Origin of the sequence: Streptomyces sp. NPDC001137, assembly GCF_040298885.1 — a bacterium.
In the GTDB taxonomy this organism is placed as follows: Bacteria; Actinomycetota; Actinomycetes; order Streptomycetales; family Streptomycetaceae; genus Streptomyces.
Genome location: NZ_JBEPBA010000002.1, coordinates 408,783 through 433,191, shown reverse-complemented (window position 1 = coordinate 433,191; position 24,409 = coordinate 408,783). Strand labels below are relative to the sequence as shown.

Sequence of the window (24,409 nt, the reverse complement as noted above, 5' to 3'; positions counted from 1 at the left end):
GTGCACAAGCAACACCGGGATGACAAGGGCGGGGCAGAAATGGCGCGGCATGGCGGGCGGGGTTGGTACGGCCGGGTATTCGCGGCGGCGGTCGGGGTGACGGCGGTGGCGGCGGCCACCTCGGTGTGGACCGCGCAGGCCGGCCCCTTCAGCGGGCAGCACTCGGGCGCCTCGGCCCACCCCTCCTCGGCGGCGGGCGCCGGACGGACGACCCCGGTGGCGGCGAGCATCGTCCACGCCTCGGACCGGGGCGCCCGGGGCGTCAACATCACCATCGACGACGGGCCGGACCCGGCGTGGACCCCGCAGGTCCTCCAAGTGCTCAAGGACAACGGGGTGAAGGCCACCTTCTGCATGGTCGGCACCCAGGCCCAGGCGCACCCGGACCTGGTCAAGGCGGTGGTGGCGGCCGGGCACCGGCTGTGCGACCACACCGTGTCGCACGACACCACCATGGACAAGAAGCCCAACTCCTACCAGTCCAAGGAGATCCTGGACGCCGCCGGCATGATCACCAAGGCCTCCGGGGGCGTCCGGCCGCTGTACTACCGGGCCCCGGGCGGTGCCTTCACGCCCTACAGCAGGCACCTCGCCGCCCAGCAGGGGATGCGGCCGCTGGGCTGGAACGTGGACTCCAAGGACTTCGAACGCCCCGGCACCGCCGCCATCGTCGCCACCGTCAAGAACGAGCTGTCCAACGGCCCGACGATCCTCTTCCACGACGCCGGCGGAGACCGCTCCCAGACCGTGGCGGCCCTGCACGAGATCCTGCCGTGGCTGAAGCAGCAGGGGTACTCGTTCGGTTTCCCGGTGCGCTGAGCACCTGCCCGGCAACTGCCGCCCGCACGTCAGAGCTTGGCGCCGAAGTCCTGCGTCCACCACGGCCCGCCCGACCCGTCGTGGACGCCCACGCCGATGTCCTTGAACGAGCAGTTGAGGATGTTGGCGCGGTGGCCGGGACTGTTCATCCAGGACTCCATCACCGCCTCCGGCGTCTGCTGGCCCTGGGCGATGTTCTCCCCGTACGTGGACCACTTGTAGCCCGCGGCGGTGATGCGCGTCCCGGGGTCGAGGCCGTCCGGATTGGTGTGGTCGAAGAAGTCGCGGGCGGCCATGTCGTCGGAGTGGCCCTGCGCGGCCTTCTCCAGTTGGGGGTCCTCGGTGAGCGCGCCGCAGCCGCCCGCGGCCCGTTCCTTGTTCACCAGGGCGACCACCTGCGCCACGGTGTCCGACGGTGTCGACGACACCTCGGGGGTGCCGGTCGCCGTCCGTGACGGGCGGGTGGACGGGCGGGGAGCCGGCGCGTCCTTCTTCGCGGGGCTCGGGCTCCTGGAAGCGTTCGCCTTCTTCGTCGGTGACGCGGCGGGAGACGGAGACGTGGAGGCCGGCGGCGGAGTGTCGACGGCACCGGACTCCGACAGGTCAGCGACAGGGGCGCCCGCGGCGTGTTCGGCGCTCGCCCCTTCGCCGCCGGCCCAGGAATCCGTGCCGAAGTACCAGAGGCCGCCGCCCGCCACACAGGCCGCCACGACCGCCCCGCCGACGGCCCGGCGCCGGTTGCGCCGGCGGCGGCGTACCTCGCTCCGGGACGCCCGCCCGCGCGCGGCACGGTGTCCGGCTCCCGGACCCGATCCGGTACGGCCACCGGAGCTGCCGGAGGGCCGCGGCCCCGCGCCGGGCAGGGCCATCCCGGCCTCGGCCATCCCTCCCCAGGCAGCCCGCACGCCCGTCAGCAGCGAGGGCGCCGCGGCAACCAGGGCCAGCCCGGCCAGCAGCCCCTCCACGGGCATCAGCCCGCTCCACAGGCCCGAGCACCGCCCGCAGCCACGGGCGTGCCGGGCTATTCGTTTGCGCCACAGCGCCGAGGGCCGCCCGTCCCAGGTGCCCAGCATGCCGCGCAGTTCCAGGCACGGCGGCTGCGCGTCGAGCGCCCGCACCACCACGCGGGCCGCCTCCAGCTGCGCCTTCATCCGCTGCACCCGTACCGCGGTGTGCTGCGGCGACAGCTCGATTGCGGCAGCCACCTCGGCGCGGGTCAGCTCACCGGCGCACTCCAGCCACCACAGCGACAGCAGTCCACGGTCGTCGGGCTCCAGCCAGCGAGTGGCGCGCGCTGTCTCCCGGCGCTGGCCGGAGAGCTGCAGCTGTACGAGGGTGAGGTCCACGAAGTCGGCGCCCGGATCGGCGAGTTCCTCGGCCTCCTCCACGGTGCCCGGGGTGAACTGCCGGTCCTGCCACTGCTTGCGGATCTCGTTCATCGCGATCGCCACGAGCCAGGAACGGAAGCTCTCGGGGGCGCGCAGACCGCCCAGTCCGTCCAGGGCGCGCAGCATGGTCTCCTGCACCACGTCGTCGACGTCGACCGAGCCGTTCAGCGCCCGCCCCACGATGTTGTAGACCAGCGGGAGGTACGCGCCGACCAGGGCCTCCTGGGCTTCCGGGTCGCCCCCTCGGGCGGCGGCCACGAGTGCCGCCGGCTCCACCGTGCGCTGTGTCCCCATGAAAACTGTCCCGTCCTCGACGCCGAACGATCCTGCCCGATACCTGGGAGACCGGTGGGCGGGTCTCGGATAACAGTTCTTCGGACACACGCCCAGTCAACCAGTGGCGTTCCGGTGGATGTCTGGCTGGAGGTGCCGGGAGTAATTCGCTACCTTCCTTCGCATCTGTAGCTCGTTGTCCCTTCTGTGGAGGAGAACTTGACGTCCATGAGGAACGTTGCCGCCACTGTGGCGATCGCCGTCACCGCGCTGGCAGGGGCGTCCGTACCGGCCGGCGCTGCGGGCCCGTCGGGTGACGCGCAGGCCCAGGCCACCAACGTCGACGGGCGGACCGTCCAGGAGAGCGCCCCGCTGGAGCACTCGTTGCTCGACTTCGTGCAGCGCGCTGCTTCCCCGGACGAGAGCGAGCTCGGGGTGGCCTGCTTCAACGGGCGCACGGACGGCGAGCGAAGCGTCTATCTGACCTGCGACAGCCACACCTACCCGGTGTATGTGGACTGCACCGACGGCCGCCATGAGTTCCGGCGCTCCTACTCGGGCCGGTGGGACTTCCGTCTGACCTGCCCTGCGGGGACCCGGGCGGTGTGGGGCGGCAGTTGGTTCGGGCACGCGTAGTCCGCGACCGGTCATCGGAGCGTGACGTGCGGTCCTCGGGCCGTCGGCCGGAAGGGCGGAGAGGACTGGTCCCTCTCCGCCCTGCACGTCTTCCTCAAGCGTCATCGGCGACATAAGCACCTTGCCGCCCCAGGCGGGCGAGCGGCGAGAGGGCCATCAGGGCCGGCGACAACAGCACGCCTGCTGCGGTCACCAGCCCCGGCGCCGACGTTGAGCGTCAGGACGGCGAGGAGCGGCAGGACCACCAGGCTTGTCTGCTCGCCCAGTTGGGAGAACGGCACAGGGACCTCTCGTACGGCCGACAACGGGAAGCCCCGCTGTGCCCCCCGACGGCTTCTGCCGGACCAGGTTCGTCCTCAACACCCCGCACCCGCACGTCATTTACGCTCCGGCCGGCGCATATCGCCGGCATATCGAAAACCACATACGTGCCGGCAACACCGTGCTGCCTTGACTGGGGGTATGACTCGAACCCCGTCATCGGCACCTGCAACCAACCGCCGGACGCGCGGCCTGATGGTCGTCGGCCTGATCGTGGTCATAGCGGTGATCACCGCGGTCCTCGGCCACCAGGTGCCGAAGTCCTCGTCCTCCTCGTCGCTTTCGCCTCCGTCGGCCGTATTACCTTCGGATGCTCGTCACGGTGAGCACAGTGGTGCGCTGGGCGAGGCCGACGGGATCGTCCCCGACGGCGTGACGGTCTTCGACGACACGATTCCGGCCGTGGCCAAGCTCGATCCGGAACTGCTCAAGGCCCTGCGCCGGGCGGCGTCGGCTGCCGCTCACGACGGAGTCACCTTCTACGTCAACAGCGGCTGGCGTTCAAAGGCGTACCAGAACCAGCTGCTTCGCCAGGCGGTCGCCAAGTACGGATCCGAGAACGAGGCCGCCCGATGGGTGGCCACCGCGGCCACGTCCCCGCACGTCACGGGAGACGCCGTCGACCTCGGGCGATCCGATGCGACGGCGTGGCTGTCACGGCACGGCGCCGAGTACGGCCTGTGCCAGATCTACCGGAACGAAACCTGGCACTACGAACTGCGGATCAGTGCGATCGCTCGTGGCTGTCCGCGGATGTACGCCGACCCCACCGAGGACCCGAGGATGCAGCAGTGAACGGCAGTGAGCGAGGACGGACGATGACGCAGGTGGACGCGGCGGAGACCGGACAGGACGGCGCCGACCGCCGGGACACCGGCTCCCGTGCCTGGAGCGCGCCCCTCCGCCAGGCCATCCGTAGAGCGTCCCGGCCCGAGCCCTGGAAGCGCGGCCCGGTCCTGGCGGCGTCGGCGCTGCTGCTCGGCCTGCTCATGCTGCTGCACGCCGAGGTCCCCAACCGGGTGGGGAACCTCGGCAGCCTGGTGGAGACCTTCCTGCCGTGGTTCGGCGTGTTCGTCCCGGTGCTGCTGGCCGGAGCGATCTGGCGCCGCTCCGCCTCCGCGGTGGCCGCGCTGCTGCTGCCGGTGACGGTGTGGCTGCACCTCTTCGGCGGGATGCTCGGCGACAAGTCCCACCCGGGCAGCTACCTCACCGTGGCCGGCCACAACGTCGGCGCCGACAACCCCGACCCGGCCGGCACCGCCCGCGACCTCATCGCCTCCGGCGCGGACGTGCTGGCGCTCGAGGAGCTCACCCCGCAGGCGCGGGGCGTCTACGAGAAGGGACTGGCGAAGGCATACCCGTACCACGCGGTGCTGGGCACGGTCGGGCTGTGGAGCAAGCTGCCGATCTCGGACACCCGGCCGATCGACACCGGGATGGACTACGGACCGCTGGCGGCCACCAAACCGGCCGCCGTCAAGCTGACCTACAACCGGGCGCTGCGCACCACGGTGGCCACACACCACGGTTCGCTGGCGGTGTATGTGGCCCATCTGGGATCCGCACGGGTGAATCCGCGAGCGGGCTTCGCGACGGACTCACGGGACAGGAACGCGCAGATGCTCGCCAAGGCCGTCGCCGCCGAGAAGAGCAAGCGGGTGGTGCTGCTCGGCGATCTCAACGGCACCACCGACGACCGCGCGTTCGCCGGCCTCACCTCGCAGCTGCGCTCCGCGCAGCAGCTGGCCGGGGACGGCTTCGGCTTCAGCTGGCCGGCGAGGTTCCCGGTGGCGCGGATCGACCAGATCCTGGTCCGCGGTGTGCAGCCGGACAGCTCGTGGGTGCTGCCGGCCACCGAAAGCGACCACCTGCCGGTGGCGGCCGGAATCAGCTGGTGAACACCGCGCCATAGGCTGATCCCCGTTGCGAGATCACCACACGTGAGAGGACGTCCGACCATGACACAGGCCCGGCAGCAGTCCCCGAGCGGCGCGAGGGATCAGGCGGCGATCGAGGAATTCCTGCGCGACCATGGAGCCGGCCGATCACCCCACCCGGGCGGCACACTGCTCGAGCACCTGCTGCGGGTTCAGCGGCTGCTGGCCGCATGGGGAGCCGGCCCCGACGTCCAGACCGCGGGACTGTGTCACGCGACGTACGGAACCGACGGCTTCGCCACGTCCCTGCTGCCCCTCACCGAACGGGCCACGCTCGTCGCCCTGATCGGTGAGCCGGCGGAGGGACTGGTCTACCTGTACGCCAGCTGTGACCGCGCCGTCGTCTACCCACGCATCGACGGCAGCTCGGCGGTCGCCTTCCGGGACCGCTTCACCGGCCGCGAACACCAGCCCTCCCCCGACGAGCTGAGGGCGTTCCTCGACATCACGGCCGCCAACGAACTCGACGTACTGGCACACAACGCGGAACTGGCCAAGCAGTACGGCCCCGGCCTGTACGGCTTCCTCACACGGGCCGGCTCGCTGTTGTCTGCCGGCGCGCAGGACGCCGTTGCCCGGCAACTGGGCCACCTGCCGTAGGCTCCGCAGCCGTCGTCAGAGGCCGAGTCGGCCCGACAGACGCGCCATGCCTTCGTCCCGAGCAAGCTCCGTTACGGCGTCGCCAGGCCCAAGGGGGCGAACGTGTGCCGCTCCCAGAGACGGCGGGAGACCTCTTCGGGGTAGGCGGCCACCGTCAAGCATTTCACTTGGCGAACCAGCTGGCTGTTCGGAAGACGGAGACGTACGGAATTCCCTCGTCAGCGACTCCGGCCTAAGTAGGGTCATCCGAATGAAGGCACTTTTGTTATCCGGTGGTTCAGGCACCCGTTTGCGCCCCATCACCTATACGTCGGCCAAGCAGCTCGTTCCGGTCGCGAACAAGCCGGTGCTGTTCTACGGCCTGGAGGCGATCGCCGAGGCGGGCATCACCGAGGTCGGGATCGTCGTCGGGGACACCGCGGAGGAGATCCGGGAGGCGGTCGGGGACGGTTCCGCGTTCGGCCTCGACGTCACGTACATCCCTCAGGCGGCGCCGCTGGGGCTGGCCCATGCGGTGCTGATCTCCCGCGAGTTCCTCGGCGAGGACGACTTCGTGATGTACCTCGGCGACAACTTCGTCGTCGGCGGCATCACCGATCTGGTGGACGCCTTCCGCACGGAACGGCCCCAGGCGCAGATCCTGTTGACGAAGGTGCCGAACCCGACCGCGTTCGGGGTGGCCGAGCTGGACGCGTCGGGCCAGGTGACCGGCCTGGAGGAGAAGCCCGCGCATCCCAAGAGCGAGCTGGCGCTGGTGGGCGTCTATCTGTTCACCCCGGCGATCCATGAGGCGGTGCGGTCGATCGAGCCGTCCGCGCGCGGCGAGCTGGAGATCACGGACGCCATTCAGTGGCTGATCGACGACGGGCGTGAGGTGCGCTCCACGACCATCTCCGGGTACTGGAAGGACACCGGGAACGTCACCGACATGCTCGAGGTCAACCGCTCGGTGCTGGAGAGCCTGGAGCGCCGGATCGACGGCACGGTCGACGCCGACAGCGAGATCATCGGCCGGGTGCGGATCGAGCCGGGGGCGAAGGTGACCGGCAGCCGGATCGTGGGCCCGGCGGTCGTCGGTGCGAACGCCGTGATCACCGACTCGTACATCGGCCCGTTCACCTCGATCGCCGGCGACTGCCGGATCGAGGACAGTGAGATCGAGTACTCCATCGTGCTGCGCGACTCCTCGGTGAGCGGCGTCCGGCGGGTGGAGGCCTCCCTCATCGGCCGCAATGTCGAGGTCACTCCCGCGCCCCGCAAGCCCGCTTCCCACCGTTTCGTCCTCGGCGATCACAGCAAGGTGCAGATTGCCTCGTGACCACCACTGTGCGGGCAACGGGCTTGTGGGGCCGACCGGTTGCTGCGCCGGCCGAGAGGGCCGGCGCAGCAACCGCGTGCGTGGGGGGGGCGAGGGCCTCAGCGCGTGACTTGTGCCGCCCTTTCGATGACCTCGGCGACCAGACGGGGATGCGATACGGCCACCGAGTGCGAGGCGGCGACCTCGATGGTGTGGGCGTGGGCCCGCCGGGCCATGAAGCGCTGCACGGCGGCAGGGATGTTGAGGTCCTGCGTGGTGACGACGTCCCAGGCGGGCCTGTCCTTCCAGGCGGCGACGGTGGCCTTCTCCTCCAGCGCCGCCTGGGCGATGGGCCGTTGGGCGGCGGCCATCAGAGCGGCCTGGTTCGCGGGGACGTCGGCGGCGAACTGGTGACGGAACTTGTCCTGCTTGATGTAGAGGTCGGTTCCGGCGGTGCCGTCGGCATTGACGGAGGGAACGGGGTCGAGGGCCTCCGGGAGGGTGGAGCCCGGGTACTTGTTGGTCAGACCGAGGGCGTTCTCGCCGGGTGCCGGGAGAAAGGCCGCGACGTAGACGAGGGCCTTGACCTGGGGGTCGTCGGCGGCGGCCGCGCTGATCACCGAGCCGCCGTAGGAGTGGCCGACGAGGATCTTGGGGCCCTTGACGTGGTCGAGGACGGTACGCAGGGCGGCAGCGTCGCCGTGGGGTCCGCGCAGCGGGTTGGCTGCCGCGACGACCGGGTAGCCGTCTGCGTGCAGTCTTCGCATCACGCCGTTCCAGCTGGAGCCGTCGGCGAAGGCACCGTGTTCCAGGACGATGGTCGGCCTGGCCCGCACGCCCTCCCCAGCAGGCCGGGATGCGCCGTTCGCGGTGGCGGCGAGGGTACCGGCCACGGCACCTGCTGCGACTGTCGCGGCGGCAACCGTCGCGAGCCGCCGTCCGCCGACGCGCTTCGTTCCCTCTTGGGCCTTCACCGCGGGTCACCGTTCTGAGAGGCCGTGCTCACGTTGATGGTCACGGCGATGTTGTCGCGGGTGGCCTTGGAGTACGGGCAGATCCGGTGGGCGGCCTCCGCGAGCTCACGGGCGGTGTGCTCGTCGACCCCGCCGAGGACGGGGTTGAGCGTGGCGGAGAGGGTGAACTCGCCGTCGTCGCCGTGCGTGAGCGTGATCTCGGAGGTGATGGCGGTGCTGGTGAGCTTGATCCTGCGGGTGGCTGCGGCACGGCGCAGGGCGCCGAGGAAGCAGGCTGCCCAGCCGGCGGCGAAGAGCTGTTCCGGGTTGGTGGCGTCGCCCGCGCCGCCGAGTTCCTTGGGTATGGCCAGGCTGTGGTCCAGGAGGCCGTCCTGCGAGCGGACGGTGCCGCCGTTGCGGCCCTCTCCGGTGACATTGACGACGGCTGTGTAGCTGACTGCCATGACGGGTCCCCATCTTGGGTCGGGATGTGTCGGGAAGGTGGGCTGCACGGTTGATGCAGCGAGGCCGGTCAGTGCCGGTGCGGCGGGACGCAGCGGAAGCTGTCGGCGTCCGCCGGGTCGCCCTGCCCCTTGTAGTGGGAGATCAAGGGGTAGCGGCACAGGTCGCGGGTGAGTGTCCGGCCGGAGGCGTTGGTCAGGGACGCGGTGAGTGTTGCGGGCGCCTTGCCCTGCTCGACCCACTTCGTCAGAGCCGCCAGGTCGTCCACCGCGCCCTTGAGTGCACAGTGGGCGGTGCCCGGAGCGAGGAAGAGGCGGTAGAAGTCGTCGACCCGGTGCGAGCCGCCCAGCTTCCGCTCGACGCGCTCGCGGTAGTCGACAGTGCCTTGGGTGGGGATCAGCTGGTCCGCCTGACCGTGGTAGGTGAGGAGCTTGCCCCCGGCGTCACGGAACGCGGACAGATCCGGGTCGTCCGTACCGATGAGCTTGCCGTACTCGTCCCGGGACTGCCTGAACGTCTGCGTGAACTGGTCGTACGTCAGCTTCGAGGTGTCGAAGGACGGCTGCTTCTTCACCCATGACGCGACCCAGGCGGCCGGGACGGAGAACGGGGCGTCGCCCGCGAGATACGTGAAGTCGGCGCCGACCGGCAGGCCGTACCAGAGCCTCTTGCCCGAGGTGGTCCGCGGGCCGTCCCAGATCTTGCGCACCACGGCCGCGTCGGCTGCCGTGACGGTCTCCTCCTCGCCGGCGCAGACGACCTTGGTGCCGATGAGACTGCGGGGATCGTAAGTGCACCGCTCGGCGTCGGCGACCAGGCCGTCCTTGATTCCGTCGAGCTTGTCGCAGGCCTTGAGGGCGGCCTGGTTGAAGGCGTTGAGCTTGCAGATGCCCGGGCGGGTCTTCGCCTCGTTCATCACCACCTGCGGCCACAGGGTGGCGACCTCGAACGCGTCCCAGTTGACGGCGGGTGCGTCGGCGAGGATGCCGTCGAAGTCGTCCGGGTGGCGCTGGGCCTCCATATAGCCTTGGCGTCCGCCGGTGGAGCAGCCGTTCCAGTAGGAGTAGGAGGCGGCCTTGCCATAGACCTCGTCGACGACCTGCTTGCCGACGAGCGCCATCTCGTGCTGGGAGCGGTCGGCGAAGTTCTGCAGCAGCGCGGTGTCGACCTGCCCTTTGCCGTTCAGCGCCCAGCCGGTGTCCAGGACGTCGCCCACGCCGGCGTCGGTGGTGGCGGTGGCATAGCCGTTCTTGACCGCTGTTGCCAGGCCAACTCCGTTGTCCCCGGCGGCGTAGGCACTGCCGCCGAGCGCTTGGAAACGGCCGTTCCAGCCCTGCGCGGGCAGCCACGTCCGCACCTTGGCGTGGTCACCGTCTCCGGGATGGGTGAGGGTGACGGTCACTTCGCAGTAGGCCGGCACGTCGGTGACCGAACCGCCAAGGATCCCGGTCCCGTTGACGGTGCCGCCCTCCTGGCGGGTCACCGTCACGGACTCCACCTCGGTGCCGGCCGGGGCCGGCACGGAGACGGTCGAACAGTTGAAGGGGGCGGCGGAGCCCCGGCTGTCGGCGGAAGCTCCGGTCGGCAGACACAAGGCGGCCGCCAGCGGCACTCCGGCCGCCAGAAAGGTCAGAAGTCGTCTCATCGGCTTTCCTGTCATGACGAACGGACGCCTACAGCCCCAGGTCCAGGGCGAGGCACGAGTAGTACTTCCAGGAGCCCTCGGGGTTGTACGAGGCGACCCCGCCACCGTGGCCGGCTTCCACCTCTTCGGTCATGTCCTCGAAGCGGATGCGCTCGGGGAGCGAGCCGTAGCGCGCGTGCCGCGCCGACGCGGCCGGGTCCGTCAACGGTTCCTTGTTCATGGCCGAACTCCATTTCTTCATCGGGCGATGCCTCGATAGCGTAACCACTCTGACAGGTGACGTCGGCAGCCACAAGGGTGGTCACCTGTCTAATCGGTTACTCATCTCACTTCGTAACCTTTTTGACAGGTGACGCACTCCGTGTCAGAGTCGCCCCGCCGAACTCGCAGCAGCAGTGCGGCACTTGGCCCACTACAAGTGGAGACTTCAGATGATCAACAGGCGCACCTTCAACGCAGCCATGGGTCTGGGCACGGGAGCGGCCGCCGCCTCACTGGCCGGCCTTCAGGGTGTTGCGAGCGCCGCGCCGGCCCTCGCGGCCACTGCGGGCGCCCCCACCTCGTTCCCCTCGCTCAAACAGGTCAAGGCAGGTCTGCTGGACGTCGGTTACGCCGAACTGGGCCCCGCTCACGGCCCGGTGGTCATCTGCCTGCATGGCTGGCCGTACGACATCCACAGTTACGTCGATGTCGCTCCGCTGCTGGCGGCCGAGGGCTACCGCGTGATCGTGCCCTACCTCCGTGGCCACGGCACCACTCGGTTCCTGTCCTCCCACACGTTCCGCAACGGACAGCAGTCGGCGATCGCCCTGGACATCATCGCGCTGATGGATACCCTCAAGATCCACAAGGCGGTGATCGCAGGCTTCGACTGGGGCTCACGGACCGGCGACATCCTCGCCGCGCTGTGGCCCGAGCGCGTCAAGGCCCTGGTCTCGGTGAGCGGTTACCTCATCACCGACCGCAAGGCCCAGCTCGAACCGCTCGCGGCGGCCGCGGAACACACGTGGTGGTACCAGTTCTACTTCGCCACCGAGCGCGGCAAGAAGGCCATGGAGGACCTCGACCACCGCATGCAGTTGACCCGGCTGGTCTGGGATCTCGTCTCGCCGACCTGGGCCTTCGACGACGCCACCTTCGCGCGCACCGCGGCTGCCTTCGACAACCCCGACTACGCCGCGGTCGTCATCCACAACTACCGCTGGCGGCTCAGCGTGGCCGAGGGCGAACCCCGCTACGACCGCTACGAGGAGAAGCTGGCCACGGCACCGCCCATCACGGTGCCCACCCTCACCCTCGACCCCGAGAAGGACCCCTTCACTCTGCCCGGCAACGGTTCCATGTACCGCGACAAGTTCACCGGCAGGTACGAGCACCGGACACTGACCGGCATCGGCCACAACCTGCCTCAGGAGGCACCGACGGCCTTCGCCCAGGCCGTGGTCGACGCGGACCGCCTCTGAACGGGGGAAGTCAGTCCGTCGCGCGCTCCGCAAGGGAGTACGACACCGCCCGCTCCTGCTTGTGGCGAGTCACCCGCCCCTGCGCGACGAGTGACTCGAGGGTGCCGCGCACGACCTGCGGGGTGGGCGAACGGTCCGGATACCGCTGCTTCAGCTCGTCACACAGAGCCCTCGCCGGCCGCGGCCGGTCCTGGGTGCCAAGCAGTTCGATCAGGAGATCTCCGAGCGGACGCGCCGGAGAAGGGCTCGGCTCCTCGTTCCGTTCGGCGAGCCGGAGGATGTCCGTCAGGAGGGCTTCCTCCTGCTTCAACATCTTGATCTTCTCGGTCAGTTCGCGCTGTCGTCGGCGGTTCTCCGCCAGGTCGGACACGGCTTGTTCGACGTAGCGCGCCCGGAGAGAGGTGGCTGCTTGACCGGTCACAACCGTTCACTCCCCCGGCGTCAGCTCTTCGCGCCGTGCTGGCGCGCCCGGTACGCGGCGGCCTTGACCCTGTTTCCGCAGGTTCGCATGGCGCACCACTCCCGTCGGTGGCCCCGTGAACGATCGAGGTAGACCTGGGTGCACTCGGGGCGGGAACACTCGCGCAGCAGCGCCGCCTCCTCACCGCCGATGATCTCGACGGTTTCACGGGCGAGGGCGGCGAGCCCTTGGACGACCGTGCCGGTACGGGTCGTACCGTCGGGACCGAGCCGCACGGTCACGGGGAGACCGGACGCCTGCAGGTTCACCTCGGCGACCGCCTCGGCGGGCAACGGCCGCCGTTCGATACGGGCCGCCACCAGGGAGTAGATCGCCTCACGCAGCTCCACGGCGAGGGAGAGGTCGACCTCGCTCGCCCCGGGCGCCAGATCGAGCATCCCGGACTCCAGGAACCAGTCGTCGAGCAGCTCGGGAGTGGCGAGCTTCTCGAGCGGCTCGCCGTTGCGTCGCGCCCGCAACGTGCCGACGAAGTCCAAAGGGAGGGTCCCGCAGGGAAATGCATGATTCACGTAACCATATTGACGGGTGACACATGGATGTGCAAGATCCCGCCCGCCAGGAGTGGTGCGCCCCAAGATCCGTACCTTTGATTCAACGGCACATGTCGCGATGGACCATTTCTTCAGCGGCCTTGCGTCGCCTGTACCGATACTCAGAGCAAGAATGGTTTTTTCATTGACAGCGGAAAAGATTCGACCTTAGGTTTCCGGCCATGCGCCCGACCTTCTCCCGGCAGTCGGCCCCCAGCATGACCCCGGCCGCCTCCCTGGTCTTCACCACGCTGCTCTCCCACGGCCCGCTCACCCGGGCCGAGGTGGGGCGGCGCACCAAGCTCTCTGCGGCCGCGGTCACCAAGGCCGTCCGTCCGCTGATGGAACTCGGCTATCTCGTCGAGGGCGCGGACGAAGAGGCGCGGCCCGCGGTGGGGCGGCCGGCCACCCTGGTGTCGGTTGACGCGGGAAGGGCGCTGTTCATCGGGGTGAAGGTGACCGGCGACGAGATCATCGGCGTGCTGGCCGACCTGTGCTGCCGTATCCGTGTGTCCCGGCACGTGGCCCTCTCGGGGCGCGAGCCGGAGGCCGTGCTGCCCGCCATCACCGCGCTGGTACAGGAGTTGCTCATCGAGGCCGTCGGGTTCGGTGTGCAGGTACGGGGGCTGGGCCTCGCGATCTCGGGGGACGTGGACCGCGCGAACGGTGTGGTCCGCTACTCGCCCTTCCTGGAGTGGCGCGACGTACCGCTCGCCGAGCTCACCGCAACCGCGACCGGTCTGCCGGTCACCGTCGACAACGACGTGCGGGCGCTCACGGTCGCCGAGCACTGGTTCGGGGCCGGAGTCGGGCTCTCGGACTTCGCCCTGGTGACCGTGGGCGCCGGCATCGGCTGTGGCCTGGTGGTGCACGGCCGGGTGGTGTCGGGTGCGCACGGCGTGGCCGGTGAGATCGGGCATCTGTCCCTCGACCCGAGGGGTCCGCTCTGCCATTGCGGCAACCACGGGTGCGTGGAGGCGATCGCGGCGGACCCCGCGATCCTCCGCGCGGTGAGTGCGGCCACGGGCAGGCAACTGACCGATGTGGGCGAGGCGTTGGACCTGGCCCACGGCGGAGACCCGGGTGCCCGAGCGGTCTATGCGCAGGCCGGCGAGGCCATCGGCAAGGCCATCGCCTCCCTGGTGAACCTCCTCGGCCCCGAGCGGGTGGTCATCTCCGGGGAGGGCCTGGCCGCGTACGACCTGTTCGCCGAAGGCATCCGGGACGCGTTCGCCGCGTCCGCCTTCGGTACCGCTTCGCAGTGTGACGTGATGACCCGTCCGCTGCCCTTCGAGGAGTGGGCGCGCGGGGCCGCGGCCACCGCGATCCAGTCCTTCATGGGGTCGGAGACGTACGAGGAGTAGCCACGATGCTGCAGAGCCGCAACCCGCAGTCCGCCACGGTCACCGACCTCCCTTAGCCCGAATTCACCGATACCCCGCCCCCACCGGGTACCGCCGCACCACTCCACTCACCGCACAAGCAGGAGGCGAGCCATGCCCTCATCCCCCTCCAGAGCCCTCCCCGGCTTCACGCGCCGTCCCCTCAGAGCCGTGCTGGTCCTGGCCGTCACGGCCGGGCTCGGCACCGCGGTGCCGGCCGCCGCCACTCAGGCAGCGCCCCTCGCCTCCAAGTCGGCGACCACAGCGGCCGGTTCGGCTCCGGCCACGGCGGACACCGCCTCCGGCCCGGCGGCCAAGCCGTACATGGGCTGGTCGAGTTGGAGTATGCAGTCCTCCCAGTACCCGGGCCTGAACCCGGACGGCAACTACAGCTACCTCACCGAGGCGAACGTACTGAAGCAGACCGACGCCCTGGCCGCCACGCTGAAGAAGTACGGCTACGACCACGTCAACATCGACGCCGGCTGGTGGATGGACAAGAACTGGACCTCCGAGTTCGACCAGTACGGCCGGCAGACCCCCGACCCGGTGCGCTTCCCGCACGGTATGAAGTCGGTCGCCGACCACATCCACGCCAAGGGCCTCAAGGCCGGCATCTACCTCCCCGTGGGCCTGGAGAAGGGAGCGTACGGCGACGGCAGGACACCGATCCACGACGCCCCGGGCTGCACCACCGCGAACGTCGTCTACCCGGACCTGCGCACCACCAACGGCTGGGACAGCGCCTACAAGCTGAACTTCGACAACCCCTGCGCGCAGAAGTACATCGACTCGCAGGCGCAGCTGCTCGCGGGCTGGGGCTACGACTTCCTCAAACTGGACGGAGTGGGCCCCGGCTCGTCCAAGTCCGGTGACAACTACAACAACGTCGCCGACGTCGCCGCCTGGCACCAGGCCATCGCCGGCACCGGGCGGCCGATCCACCTGGAGCTGTCCTGGTCGCTCGACATCTCCCACGCCGCGGACTGGAAGAAGTACTCCAACGGCTGGCGCATCGACACCGATGTCGAGTGCTACTGCAACACCCTGGTCACCTGGGAGAACTCGGTCGACGACCGGTGGAACGACGCCCCCGCGTGGAGCCGCAAGGCGGGCCCCGGCGGCTGGAACGACCTCGATGCGATCGACGTCGGCAACGGCGCGATGGACGGCCTCACCAAGGCCGAGCGACAGAGCTACATGACGCTGTGGGCCATCAACAAGTCGCCCCTGTTCACCGGTGACGACCTCACTCGGCTCGACAGCTACGGCCTCTCCCTGCTCACCAACCAGGAGGTCATAGCGGTCGACCAGAACACCTCGCCCGTCGCGCGTCCCGTCACCCCGATGGGCGACCAGCAGGTCTGGGGGACCAGGAACCCCGACGGCAGCTACACCGTCGCGCTGTTCAACCTCGGCGGCTCGCCGGCCTCCGTCACCGCGGACTGGGCGTCCTTCGGTTTCACGGGCGCGGCCGCCGTGCGCGACCTGTGGAACCACCAGAACCTCGGCACGTACAAGAACCGGATCACCTCGACGCTGCCCGCGCACGGCTCCCGGCTGTTCACCGTGAAGCCCGGCGGCGCTCCCCTGGCGACCACCCGTTACGAGGCCGAGTCCGGCAACAACACCCTGACCGGGAACGCCTCCGTCGCCTCCTGCGAGGCATGCTCCGGCGGCAAGAAGATCGGCAACCTCTACCTCGACAGCAAGCTGCAGTTCAACGACATCACGGTGAAGAAGGACGGCATCTACACCGTCGACGTCGGCTACGTCAGCGGCGACGCCCGCTCGGTGACCGTCTACTCCAACAGCGGCCACGGCACGAGCCTGAGGTTCCCGTCCACCGGTGACTGGAACACGGTCGAGACCGTCAGCGTCCAGCTGGCCCTCCACGCGGGCTCCAACACGATCACCTTCGACAGCGGCTGGGACTACTCCCCCGACATCGACCGGATCGACGTACCCAAGTCCGCCTGATCGGCCTCCCGTCCTGATCAGTACACCTCCCGACGGCCCCCATCCGTCGTTCCCGCATGCGCCCTTCCCTCCCGGACATGGAGTGCACAACGTGGACACTCAGCACCCCGAGTCATCCGACAACCACCCGAGCCGCAGACGCTTTCTGACCTTCGCCTCCACGGCCGGCGCGGTCGCCGCCCTCGGCGGTCTGCCCGCTTTCACCGCCTCGGCTGCCCCCCTCCGGCCCGCGTCCTCCCCCTTGCTGTCCCCGGCCGCCGCCGCGAGGAACCAGCTGTGGTGGCGGGCCCCCGGTTCCCCCGGCTCGATGATCCAACAGGGTCTGCCGGTCGGCAACGGGCGCCTCGGAGCGCTCACGAGCAACGACCCCGCCGCCGAACTGCTGACGATCACCGACTCCACCCTGTGGACCGGCGGACTCAACGACACCCTGCAGAGCGACGGCCAATTCCCTTACGGCCGTGACGACTTCGGCTCGCTGACCCTGCTGGCCGAACTCACCGTCGACATCCCCGCGCACGACCTGGGCTCGGTCAACAACTACCGTCGTACCCTCGACCTGGCCCAGGGCTTCGTCAGCGCCTCGTACGACCTGTCCGGCGTCACCTACCAGCGGCAGGTCTTCGCCAGCCGCCCGGACGACGTCATCGTCCTGTACTTCTCCCAGCAGGGCGGGGGCAGTTACACCGGCACCGTCTCCCTCACCGGCACCCACGGTGAGACCACCACGGCCAACCGCACGGAGCGCTGTGCCTCGTTCGGGGCGTCCTTCGCCAACGGCTTGAAGTACGGCGCCGCCGTCACGGCCTACAGCAGCGCGGGCTCGGTCGCCGTCGACGGAACGTCGATCTCGTTCCGCCACTGCAAGGACCTGACCGTCGTGGTCAGCGGGGGCACCAACTACGCCCCTGACGCGGCCGCCGGTTTCCGCGACCCGTCAGTGGAGCCGCAACGCCTGGCGCGAACCAAGGTCCTGGCCGCCGCCGGTCACGCCGCGAGCACCCTGCTGCACACCCATGTCGCCGACTTCCGCCCGGTGTTCGAGCAGCAGGACATCAATCTCGGTACGTCGTCCGCCGCCCAGCGCGGGCTGGACACCTGGCAGCGGGTGCAGGCGCGCTACCGGGACGATGTCCCCGACCCCGAACTCGAGGCGGCCTACCTGCAGTTCGGCCGCTACCTGATGATCTCCGGATCGCGGGGCAGCCTGCCGATGGGACTGCAAGGCCCTTGGCTGGACGGCAACGACCCCGACTGGATGGGCGACTACCACACCGACGTCAACGTCCAGATGAACTACTGGATGGCCGACCGGACGGGCCTTTCCGAGTGCTTCGACGCCTTCGCGGACTACTGCCTCGCACAGCTTCCCTCGTGGACGGACGTCACGCAGCGGCTGTTCAACACCTCGGCCAACAGGTTCCGGAACTCCAGCGGGAAGGTCGCGGGTTGGGCCGTTGCCTTCTCCACCAACCCTTACGGCGGCAGCGGTTGGTGGTGGCACCCCGCGGGCAATGCCTGGATCTGCCAGAACCTGTTCGAGCACTACGAGTTCACCCAGGACCGCGCCTACCTCGAAAGGATCTATCCCCTTCTCAAGGGCGCCGTGGAGTTCTGGGAGGCCCGCCTCATCACCACGACCGTCACCGACGCCTCGGGAGCCTCGCGCGAGGTCCTCGTCGACGACAGCGACTGGTCGCCCGAGCAGGGCCCGCAGGACGCCAAGGGCATCACCTACGCCCAGGAAGCGGTCTGGAACCTCTTCGGCAACTACCGCAACGCCACCCGCGTACTCGGCAAGGACCTCTCCTACGGCACGACCGTCGACGGCCTGCGTGAGCGCCTCTACCTGCCCGTGGTCAGCCCGAAGACCGGCTGGCTGGAGGAGTGGATGTCGCCCGACAACCTCGGCGAGACCACACACCGTCATCTCTCCCCGCTGTTCGGTCTCTTCCCCGGCGACCGGATCCGCCCGGACGACTCCACCCCGAAGGACATCCTCGCCGGCGCGAAGGCCCTGCTGACCGCCCGCGGCATGAACAGCTACGGATGGTCCAACGCCTGGCGCAGCCTGTGCTGGGCACGGCTGAAGAACGCGGAGAAGGCCTACCAGCTGGTCGTCAACAACCTGAAGCCGTCGGTGAACGGCAGCAACGGCAGCGCGTCCAACCTCCTCGACATCATGGACATGGGAGGGGGCCGCGGCATCTTCCAGATCGACGCGAACTTCGGCACCCCCTCCGCGATGATCGAGATGCTGGTCTATTCGCGCCCCGGTCACGTCGAGTTGCTGCCCGCCCTGCCCGCCGCCTGGGCGGCTTCCGGCTCGGTGTCCGGCGTCGGTGTCCGCGGCGGCTTCGTCGCCGACCTCAAATGGCGGGGCGGCAAGGTCACGCAGCTGACGCTCAGAAGCGTCGGCGGCCGCGACACGACCGTCTTCGCGGGCAGCACCTCTCGGAAGGTCAGCCTCAAGCCCGGGGCGTCCGTCATGCTGAGCAACTTCGGCTGAGTCCGGTCCGGCCCTGCTCCCGATGGGACCACGACAAGAGCGGAGAGAACGACGATGTCCTCTGCAAAGGGAAGACCGGCGGTGGGTCGCCCACCGCGCCGCAGATCACTGCTGTCCGTGTGCGGCGCACTGACCGGCGTGGCGCTCGCGGTCGTTCCGCTGAGCACCGCCACCGTGGCAGGCGCGACCACCTCCTCGTCGCAGGGCAAGACCACCAGGGTCAGTGCCTGGTCGCCCAGCATGACGACCGGCGGCCCGTCCTTCGACAACCAGACCATCCGGATGGTGGTGCACAGCAGCGTCGCGGGCTGGGGCGCACGCATCACCCTGTCCAATCGGTACAGCGGCGCCCCCCTCGAAGTCGGCGAGGTGGACATGGCCGTCCAGGCCGACGGCGGCGAGGCGACACGCGGAACCATCCGCAACGTCACCTTCGCAGGCTCCCGCCGCCTCACGATCCCGGCCGGCGAGCAGGTGGTCAGTGACGTCGTCCCGATCCCGGTCGGCGCCGGCGAGAACCTGCTCGTCAGCCTCTACCTCCCCGGTGCGCCGGGCATGTCGACCTGGCACTCCGACGCCTTCGACACCACCTACATCGCCTCCGGCAACCACACCGGCGACGACAGCGCCGCCGCGTTCGGCACGACCACGACCTCGTGGTACTACCTCGCGGGCCTCGACGTTCTGTCATCGACCGCGAGGGGCACCGTCGTTGCCGTCGGCGACTCCATCACGGACGGCTACCACTCCTCGACCGGCACCTACACCCGGTGGCCCGACTTCCTCGGCCGCCGGCTCGGCGCCGGACCGGGCCCGCAGGGGCTGAGCGTCGTCGACGCCGGCATCGGCGGCAACCGCGTCCTCACCGACGTCCCGAACCTGTGGCAGGGGGTCAGCGCCCTCAAGCGCTTCGGCCACGACGCCCTCGGACAACCGGGCGTCAAAGACGTCATCCTCTTCGAAGGCATCAACGACATCGGCAACAACGCCGGCCCCGACGGCCGACCGCTCACCGCCCAGGACCTCATCAACGGCTACCGCACCCTGATCGACCAGGCACACGCCGCCCACGTCAACATCATCGGGGCGACCCTGATGCCCGACCAGGGCAACGGCTACTACACGCCCGCCGCCGAGGCGATCCGGCAGAGCGTCAACCGGTGGATCCGCACCGGCGGCGCCTTCGACGGCGTCATCGACTTCGACCGGGCCATGCGTGACCCCGCAAACCCGGCCGCCCTCAACCCGTCGTACGACTCCGGCGACCACATCCACCCCAACGACACGGGCATGAAGGCCATGGCGGACGCGATCGACCTGCGGCTCCTGCGCAGCTGACGCCCCGCCACTCGACGCGGCAGTGTCCGCACGCACTCACAGCGCGGGCGGACACTGCCTCCCGAGGTCCGGCTCGGGGTCGGGGTCAGGGGGCGGTGTTCAGCATGATTTAGCGCGGACCCCCGGGCGTTCACGCCCGGGAGGAAGCGCTTTTCAAGACAGGGGTGACCTGCACGGGCGCATGGGTCTGCACTGTTGCCCTCAGTCGGGTCGCTTCTGGTTCTCGATGTACTCCTTGATGATCTCTAGCGGTGCGCCGCCGCAGGATGCGGCGGCCAACGTGACCTTCACCGATCCTGGCGGTGCCATCCAGCAGAACGCCCAGTAGTCCGCGCCGTCTTGCTGCGCCGCGCCGGCAGCCGGTGCAGCGGCCCCCACGGTCGCTGTCGCCTGTCGGCACCTTCGTGTCGACGCGCGATGCGAAGCACCTTGCCGACGGTAGGTGTTCGAGAAGGACGGATCGGCCTCGCAGACCGCCTTGAGGACATTACGTCACACCCTTCTGACATGGAGGTATCCCCGCGTCACTCCCCCGGCACAGGCAACACGGGGGCTTCCGTTTGCAACCGGTGGCCGGACCGCGGCAACTCCCTTCCCTCAACTCTTACTTCACACCTTGACGAAAGTGGTCCGTACCTTTAGTTTCACCGGCAGCCCCAACCCCGCGCGTGTACTCGCCCGTTCACAAGGTGAACGCGGCCCGAGCACCCCACCCCCCACGAAAGGGCTCCCCCGCCATGCCCAGACCCAGGCCACTGCCCGCATCGGCCGCCCTGGCGGTCACCGCTCTCACCCTGTCCACCGGCCTGCTCGCCGCGTCCCCCGCGCACGCCGCCACCGGCACGATCACCGGGCTGGCCGGCAAGTGCCTGGACGTCGCCGGCGCCAACCCCGCGGACGGTACGGCCGTCCAGCTCTACGACTGCAACGGCACCGCAGCCCAGCAGTGGACCGTCGGCTCCGACGGCACCCTCCGCGCCCTCGGCAAGTGCCTCGACGTGACCGGCAACTCGACCGCCGACGGCGCCAAGCTCCAGCTGTGGACCTGTACCGGCGGCGCCAACCAGAAGTGGACCGTCACCGCCGCCCACGACATCGTCAACCCGCAGGCGGACAAGTGCCTCGACGTCACCGACAACTCCTCGGCCAACGGCACCCGCGCCCAGATCTGGACCTGCACGGGCGCCGCCAACCAGAAGTGGACCGCTCCCGCGGCCGGTGACGGCACCACGCCGTCCGCGCCGATGGCCGTGGCGCCATACCTCTACAACGGCTGGGGCGACCCGCCGAGCCCGACCACGATCACCAACGCGACGGGCGTGAAGTACTACACACTCGCCTTCGTCCTCAGCAACGGCTACTGCAACCCGCAGTGGGACGGCAGCCGGGCGCTGACCGGCGGTGTCGACCAGCAGACGATCAACACCGTGCGCGGCAACGGCGGCGACGTGATCCCCTCCTTCGGCGGCTACAGCGGCAACAAGCTGGAGAGCTCCTGCGCCGGCGCGGGCGAGCTGGCGGCGGCGTACCAGAAGGTCATCAACGCCTACGGCGGCCTCAAGGCCATCGACATCGACCTGGAGGCTGACGCCTACAGCAACGGGACCGTGCAGCAGCGGACCGTGGACGCGCTGAAGACCGTGAAGGCCAACAACCCCGGCCTGAAGGTGTACATCACCATCGGCACCGGCCAGAGCGGTCCCGACACGAGCCTCATCAACCGGGCCGCGTCCTCCGGGCTGACCGTCGACGCCTGGGCCATCATGCCGTTCGACTTCGGCGGGGCCGGCCAGAACATGGGCAGCCTCACCACCCGGGCCGCGGAAGGCCTCAAGAACGCGCTGAAGAACGCGTACGGCTACAGCGACGACACGGCCTACCGGGACATGGGCATCTCGTCCATGAACGGCATCACCGACAACAACGAGACCGTCACGGTGGCCGACTTCCGGACCATCCTCGGCTACGCCCAGCAGCACCATCTGGCCCGGCTCACGTTCTGGTCCACCAACCGCGACCGGCCCTGCACCGGCGGCTCGGCCGACAGCTGCTCCGGCGTGAGCCAGTCCGACTGGGACTACACCCGCGTGTTCGCCGGATACACCGGCTGACCTCCCCGCACGAGACCAGGAGAACTGCCCATGCCTTCCATCCCCTGGCGCGGCAGATCCGCCGCGGCCGCAGTGGTGGCCACGGCCGCCGCGTCCCTGCTCACCGGCGCCCCCGCGCACGCCGCGGCCACCACCCTGCCCACCGGCTTCGCGACCGTCATGAACGCCGCCAGCGGCCGGTGCCTCGACGCCAAGGCGGCCGCCACCGCCAACGGCACCGTCGTGCAGCAGTACGCGTGCAACGGAACCACCGCGCAGCGGTGGAGCTTCACCGCCACGAGCGACGGATACGTCCGGATCAACAACGCCAACGACACGGGCCAGGTCGCGGACGTCGCCGACGTCTCCACGGCCGACAACGCCCCGGTCCATCTGTGGGCCTACGGCGGCGGCGCCAACCAGCAGTGGCTGCCGGTGGACGAGGGCGGCGGCGCCTACCGCTTCGTCAACCGCAACAGCGGCAAGTGCCTCGACGACCCCGCGGCCTCGACCGCCGACAGCGTGCAGTTCGTGCAGTACACCTGCAACGGCACCGCCGCCCAGCGCTTCCAGGTCGTCCCCGTGACCCAGTCGGCCGCCAACCCCGACCTGGGTCCGAACGTGGTCGTCTTCGACCCGTCGATGTCGTCCTCCACGATCCAGAGCAGACTGAACACGATCTTCCAGCAGCAGGAGACCAACCAGTTCGGCTCCCAGCGCTACGCCGTGCTGTTCAAGCCGGGCGCCTACAGCGCCGACGTCAACGTCGGCTTCTACACGCAGGTGCTGGGCCTGGGCCTCTCCCCCGACGCGGTGACGATCAACGGTGCGGTGCACGCCGAGGCCGACTGGTTCCAGGGCAACGCCACCCAGAACTTCTGGCGCGGCGCGGAGAACCTGTCGGTCAACCCCACCGGCGGCAGCGACCGCTGGGCGGTCTCGCAGGCGGCGCCGTACCGCCGGATGCACCTGCGCGGCAATCTCGCCCTGGACGACGGCGGCTGGTCCAGCGGTGGCCTCCTCGCCGACAGCAAGATCGACGGCCAGGTCAACTCCGGCAGCCAGCAGCAGTGGCTGACCCGCAACTCCCAGCTGGGCAGCTGGACCGGATCCAACTGGAACATGGTGTTCACCGGCAGCACGGGCGTCCCCGGCACCAGCTTCCCCAACCCGCCGTACACGACGGTCGCCCAGAGCCCGGTCTCCCGCGAGAAGCCGTTCCTGTACGTCGACGGATCCGGCAACTACCAGGTGTTCGTGCCGTCCCTGCGGTCCAACTCCTCGGGAACCAGCTGGACGGGCGGCACCCAGGGCTCCTCGCTCTCGCTGGACTCCTTCTACGTCGTCAAGCCGGGCGCCACCGCCTCGCAGATCAACTCCGCCCTCGCGGCGGGCAAGAACCTCCTGGTCACGCCCGGCGTCTACCACCTCGACCAGACCCTGCAGATCAACCGCGCCGACACCGTCGTCCTCGGCCTGGGCCTGGCCACCTTCGTGCCCGACAACGGCATCACCGCCATGAAGGTCGCCGACGTCGACGGCGTGAAGATCGCGGGGCTGCTGTTCGACGCGGGCACCACCAACTCGCCGAGCCTGCTGGAGGTCGGACCGTCGAGCGCATCTGCCTCGCACGCGTCCGACCCGACCTCCCTGCACGACGTCTACTTCCGCGTCGGCGGCGCGGGCGTCGGCAAGGTGACCACCGGCCTGATCGTCAACAGCGACAACGTCATCGGCGACCACATGTGGATCTGGCGCGCCGACCACGGCAGCGGCGTCGGCTGGACCAGCAACACCGCGGACACCGGAGTGATCGTCAACGGGGACGACGTGACGATGTACGGCCTGTTCGTCGAGCACTTCCAGAAGTACCAGACCGTCTGGAACGGCAACGGCGGCCGCACGTACTTCTTCCAGAACGAGATGCCCTACGACCCGCCGAACCAGGCGGCCTGGATGAACGGCTCCACCCAGGGCTACGCCGCCTACAAGGTCGCCGACTCGGTCACCAGCCACCAGGCCTACGGCCTGGGCAGCTACTGCTACTTCAACGTCAACCCCGCTGTCGTGGCCGCGCACGCCATCGAGGCGCCGAACACTTCCGGCGTCCGCTTCACCAGCATGGTGACGGTCTCCCTCGGCGGCACCGGCACCATCAGCCACGTCATCAACAACACGGGCGGCCCGTCCAACTCCGGCACCAACGTGGCGAACCTGACCAGCTATCCGTAGGAGACCCGGAACGGGTGTCCGCCCGGCAGTTATGATCGCTGGAGGGGGGAATCGGACACGGCGGGGGGGCTCG

General features: G+C 69.5%; 20 protein-coding genes. 13 read left to right on the top strand and 7 right to left on the bottom strand.

Going from position 1 to position 24,409, the window contains the following annotated elements:
* The first annotated feature begins 39 nt into the window (after window positions 1-39).
* Window positions 40-819 carry a polysaccharide deacetylase family protein gene (locus ABT254_RS04910; RefSeq protein WP_351463561.1) on the top strand — a complete coding sequence of 260 codons (780 nt, stop codon included), beginning with the start codon at window positions 40-42 and terminating at the stop codon, window positions 817-819.
* A 29-nt stretch (window positions 820-848) separates the two neighbouring features.
* Here ABT254_RS04910 and ABT254_RS04905 read toward each other — a convergent pair whose 3' ends face one another.
* A complete protein-coding gene (locus ABT254_RS04905; protein WP_351463559.1) occupies window positions 849-2,501 on the bottom strand; it encodes a sigma-70 family RNA polymerase sigma factor in 1,653 nt (550 codons plus the stop codon).
* A 207-nt stretch (window positions 2,502-2,708) separates the two neighbouring features.
* Between ABT254_RS04905 and ABT254_RS04900 the strand changes: the two genes are divergently transcribed.
* The 5 genes from ABT254_RS04900 to ABT254_RS04880 all read left to right on the top strand — a co-directional run bounded on the left by ABT254_RS04900 (window position 2,709) and on the right by ABT254_RS04880 (window position 7,292).
* Window positions 2,709-3,116, top strand: coding sequence for a hypothetical protein (locus ABT254_RS04900; protein ID WP_351463557.1), 408 nt, complete (start codon window positions 2,709-2,711; stop codon window positions 3,114-3,116).
* 462 nt (window positions 3,117-3,578) lie between these two features.
* Window positions 3,579-4,232: a M15 family metallopeptidase gene (locus ABT254_RS04895; protein ID WP_351463555.1), complete on the top strand. Its 654-nt coding sequence runs from the start codon at window positions 3,579-3,581 to the stop codon at window positions 4,230-4,232.
* 23 nt (window positions 4,233-4,255) lie between these two features.
* Complete coding sequence (locus ABT254_RS04890) at window positions 4,256-5,335, top strand: endonuclease/exonuclease/phosphatase family protein (RefSeq protein ID WP_351463553.1); 1,080 nt, start codon at window positions 4,256-4,258, stop codon at window positions 5,333-5,335.
* A 60-nt stretch (window positions 5,336-5,395) separates the two neighbouring features.
* Window positions 5,396-5,974: a DUF6817 domain-containing protein gene (locus ABT254_RS04885; RefSeq protein ID WP_351463551.1), complete on the top strand. Its 579-nt coding sequence runs from the start codon at window positions 5,396-5,398 to the stop codon at window positions 5,972-5,974.
* A 250-nt stretch (window positions 5,975-6,224) separates the two neighbouring features.
* Window positions 6,225-7,292, top strand: coding sequence for a glucose-1-phosphate thymidylyltransferase (locus ABT254_RS04880; protein ID WP_351463549.1), 1,068 nt, complete (start codon window positions 6,225-6,227; stop codon window positions 7,290-7,292).
* A gap of 98 nt (window positions 7,293-7,390) precedes the next feature.
* Here the strand turns inward: ABT254_RS04880 and ABT254_RS04875 are convergent, their stop codons facing one another.
* The 4 genes from ABT254_RS04875 to ABT254_RS04860 form a co-directional block, all read right to left on the bottom strand.
* Window positions 7,391-8,164, bottom strand: a complete 774-nt coding sequence (locus ABT254_RS04875; protein ID WP_351463547.1) for an alpha/beta fold hydrolase — start codon at window positions 8,162-8,164, stop codon at window positions 7,391-7,393.
* Window positions 8,165-8,241: 77 nt separating this feature from the next.
* The gene (locus tag ABT254_RS04870; protein WP_351463545.1) at window positions 8,242-8,688 is read right to left on the bottom strand and encodes an Ohr family peroxiredoxin; all 447 of its coding nucleotides are present in this window, start codon (window positions 8,686-8,688) and stop codon (window positions 8,242-8,244) included.
* A 68-nt stretch (window positions 8,689-8,756) separates the two neighbouring features.
* Entirely contained in the window at window positions 8,757-10,331 is a 1,575-nt protein-coding gene (locus ABT254_RS04865) for a tannase/feruloyl esterase family alpha/beta hydrolase (RefSeq protein ID WP_351463543.1), read from the bottom strand.
* Between the two features lie 28 nt (window positions 10,332-10,359).
* Window positions 10,360-10,551, bottom strand: a complete 192-nt coding sequence (locus ABT254_RS04860) for a hypothetical protein (protein ID WP_351463541.1) — start codon at window positions 10,549-10,551, stop codon at window positions 10,360-10,362.
* A gap of 211 nt (window positions 10,552-10,762) precedes the next feature.
* On the opposite strand from ABT254_RS04860, the gene ABT254_RS04855 reads away from it, so the two are divergent.
* Window positions 10,763-11,794 (top strand): alpha/beta fold hydrolase, encoded by a 1,032-nt coding sequence (locus tag ABT254_RS04855; RefSeq protein WP_351463539.1) that lies wholly within the window; start codon window positions 10,763-10,765, stop codon window positions 11,792-11,794.
* 10 nt (window positions 11,795-11,804) lie between these two features.
* On the opposite strand, the gene ABT254_RS04850 is transcribed toward ABT254_RS04855, so the two are convergent.
* On the bottom strand, window positions 11,805-12,215 hold the full coding sequence (locus tag ABT254_RS04850) for a hypothetical protein (protein WP_351463537.1): 411 nt from the start codon (window positions 12,213-12,215) through the stop codon (window positions 11,805-11,807).
* Between the two features lie 20 nt (window positions 12,216-12,235).
* A complete protein-coding gene (locus tag ABT254_RS04845) occupies window positions 12,236-12,784 on the bottom strand; it encodes a CGNR zinc finger domain-containing protein (protein ID WP_351463535.1) in 549 nt (182 codons plus the stop codon).
* A gap of 203 nt (window positions 12,785-12,987) precedes the next feature.
* On the opposite strand from ABT254_RS04845, the gene ABT254_RS04840 reads away from it, so the two are divergent.
* From ABT254_RS04840 to ABT254_RS04815, 6 genes are all read left to right on the top strand, one after another.
* Window positions 12,988-14,169, top strand: coding sequence for an ROK family protein (locus ABT254_RS04840; protein ID WP_351463533.1), 1,182 nt, complete (start codon window positions 12,988-12,990; stop codon window positions 14,167-14,169).
* 132 nt (window positions 14,170-14,301) lie between these two features.
* Window positions 14,302-16,167, top strand: a complete 1,866-nt coding sequence (locus tag ABT254_RS04835; protein ID WP_351463531.1) for an alpha-galactosidase D — start codon at window positions 14,302-14,304, stop codon at window positions 16,165-16,167.
* A 91-nt stretch (window positions 16,168-16,258) separates the two neighbouring features.
* Window positions 16,259-18,676, top strand: coding sequence for a glycosyl hydrolase family 95 catalytic domain-containing protein (locus tag ABT254_RS04830; protein WP_351463529.1), 2,418 nt, complete (start codon window positions 16,259-16,261; stop codon window positions 18,674-18,676).
* A gap of 81 nt (window positions 18,677-18,757) precedes the next feature.
* Window positions 18,758-20,014, top strand: coding sequence for an SGNH/GDSL hydrolase family protein (locus tag ABT254_RS04825; protein WP_351463527.1), 1,257 nt, complete (start codon window positions 18,758-18,760; stop codon window positions 20,012-20,014).
* 737 nt (window positions 20,015-20,751) lie between these two features.
* On the top strand, window positions 20,752-22,125 hold the full coding sequence (locus ABT254_RS04820) for a lectin (RefSeq protein WP_351463525.1): 1,374 nt from the start codon (window positions 20,752-20,754) through the stop codon (window positions 22,123-22,125).
* Window positions 22,126-22,155: 30 nt separating this feature from the next.
* A complete protein-coding gene (locus tag ABT254_RS04815; protein ID WP_351463523.1) occupies window positions 22,156-24,336 on the top strand; it encodes a pectate lyase-like domain-containing protein in 2,181 nt (726 codons plus the stop codon).
* Window positions 24,337-24,409: the final 73 nt, after the last annotated feature.

Excerpts from the sequence above, each read along its gene's own strand:
- ABT254_RS04910 (WP_351463561.1), top strand. The coding sequence starts at position 40 with ATGGCGCGGCATGGCGGGCGGGGTTGGTACGGCCGGGTATTCGCGGCG.
- ABT254_RS04905 (WP_351463559.1), bottom strand. The coding sequence starts at position 2,501 with ATGGGGACACAGCGCACGGTGGAGCCGGCGGCACTCGTGGCCGCCGCC.
- ABT254_RS04900 (WP_351463557.1), top strand. The coding sequence starts at position 2,709 with ATGAGGAACGTTGCCGCCACTGTGGCGATCGCCGTCACCGCGCTGGCA.
- ABT254_RS04895 (WP_351463555.1), top strand. The coding sequence starts at position 3,579 with ATGACTCGAACCCCGTCATCGGCACCTGCAACCAACCGCCGGACGCGC.
- ABT254_RS04890 (WP_351463553.1), top strand. The coding sequence starts at position 4,256 with ATGACGCAGGTGGACGCGGCGGAGACCGGACAGGACGGCGCCGACCGC.
- ABT254_RS04885 (WP_351463551.1), top strand. The coding sequence starts at position 5,396 with ATGACACAGGCCCGGCAGCAGTCCCCGAGCGGCGCGAGGGATCAGGCG.
- ABT254_RS04880 (WP_351463549.1), top strand. The coding sequence starts at position 6,225 with ATGAAGGCACTTTTGTTATCCGGTGGTTCAGGCACCCGTTTGCGCCCC.
- ABT254_RS04870 (WP_351463545.1), bottom strand. The coding sequence starts at position 8,688 with ATGGCAGTCAGCTACACAGCCGTCGTCAATGTCACCGGAGAGGGCCGC.
- ABT254_RS04865 (WP_351463543.1), bottom strand. The coding sequence starts at position 10,331 with ATGAGACGACTTCTGACCTTTCTGGCGGCCGGAGTGCCGCTGGCGGCC.
- ABT254_RS04860 (WP_351463541.1), bottom strand. The coding sequence starts at position 10,551 with ATGAACAAGGAACCGTTGACGGACCCGGCCGCGTCGGCGCGGCACGCG.
- ABT254_RS04855 (WP_351463539.1), top strand. The coding sequence starts at position 10,763 with ATGATCAACAGGCGCACCTTCAACGCAGCCATGGGTCTGGGCACGGGA.
- ABT254_RS04840 (WP_351463533.1), top strand. The coding sequence starts at position 12,988 with ATGCGCCCGACCTTCTCCCGGCAGTCGGCCCCCAGCATGACCCCGGCC.
- ABT254_RS04835 (WP_351463531.1), top strand. The coding sequence starts at position 14,302 with ATGCCCTCATCCCCCTCCAGAGCCCTCCCCGGCTTCACGCGCCGTCCC.
- ABT254_RS04820 (WP_351463525.1), top strand. The coding sequence starts at position 20,752 with ATGCCCAGACCCAGGCCACTGCCCGCATCGGCCGCCCTGGCGGTCACC.
- ABT254_RS04815 (WP_351463523.1), top strand. The coding sequence starts at position 22,156 with ATGCCTTCCATCCCCTGGCGCGGCAGATCCGCCGCGGCCGCAGTGGTG.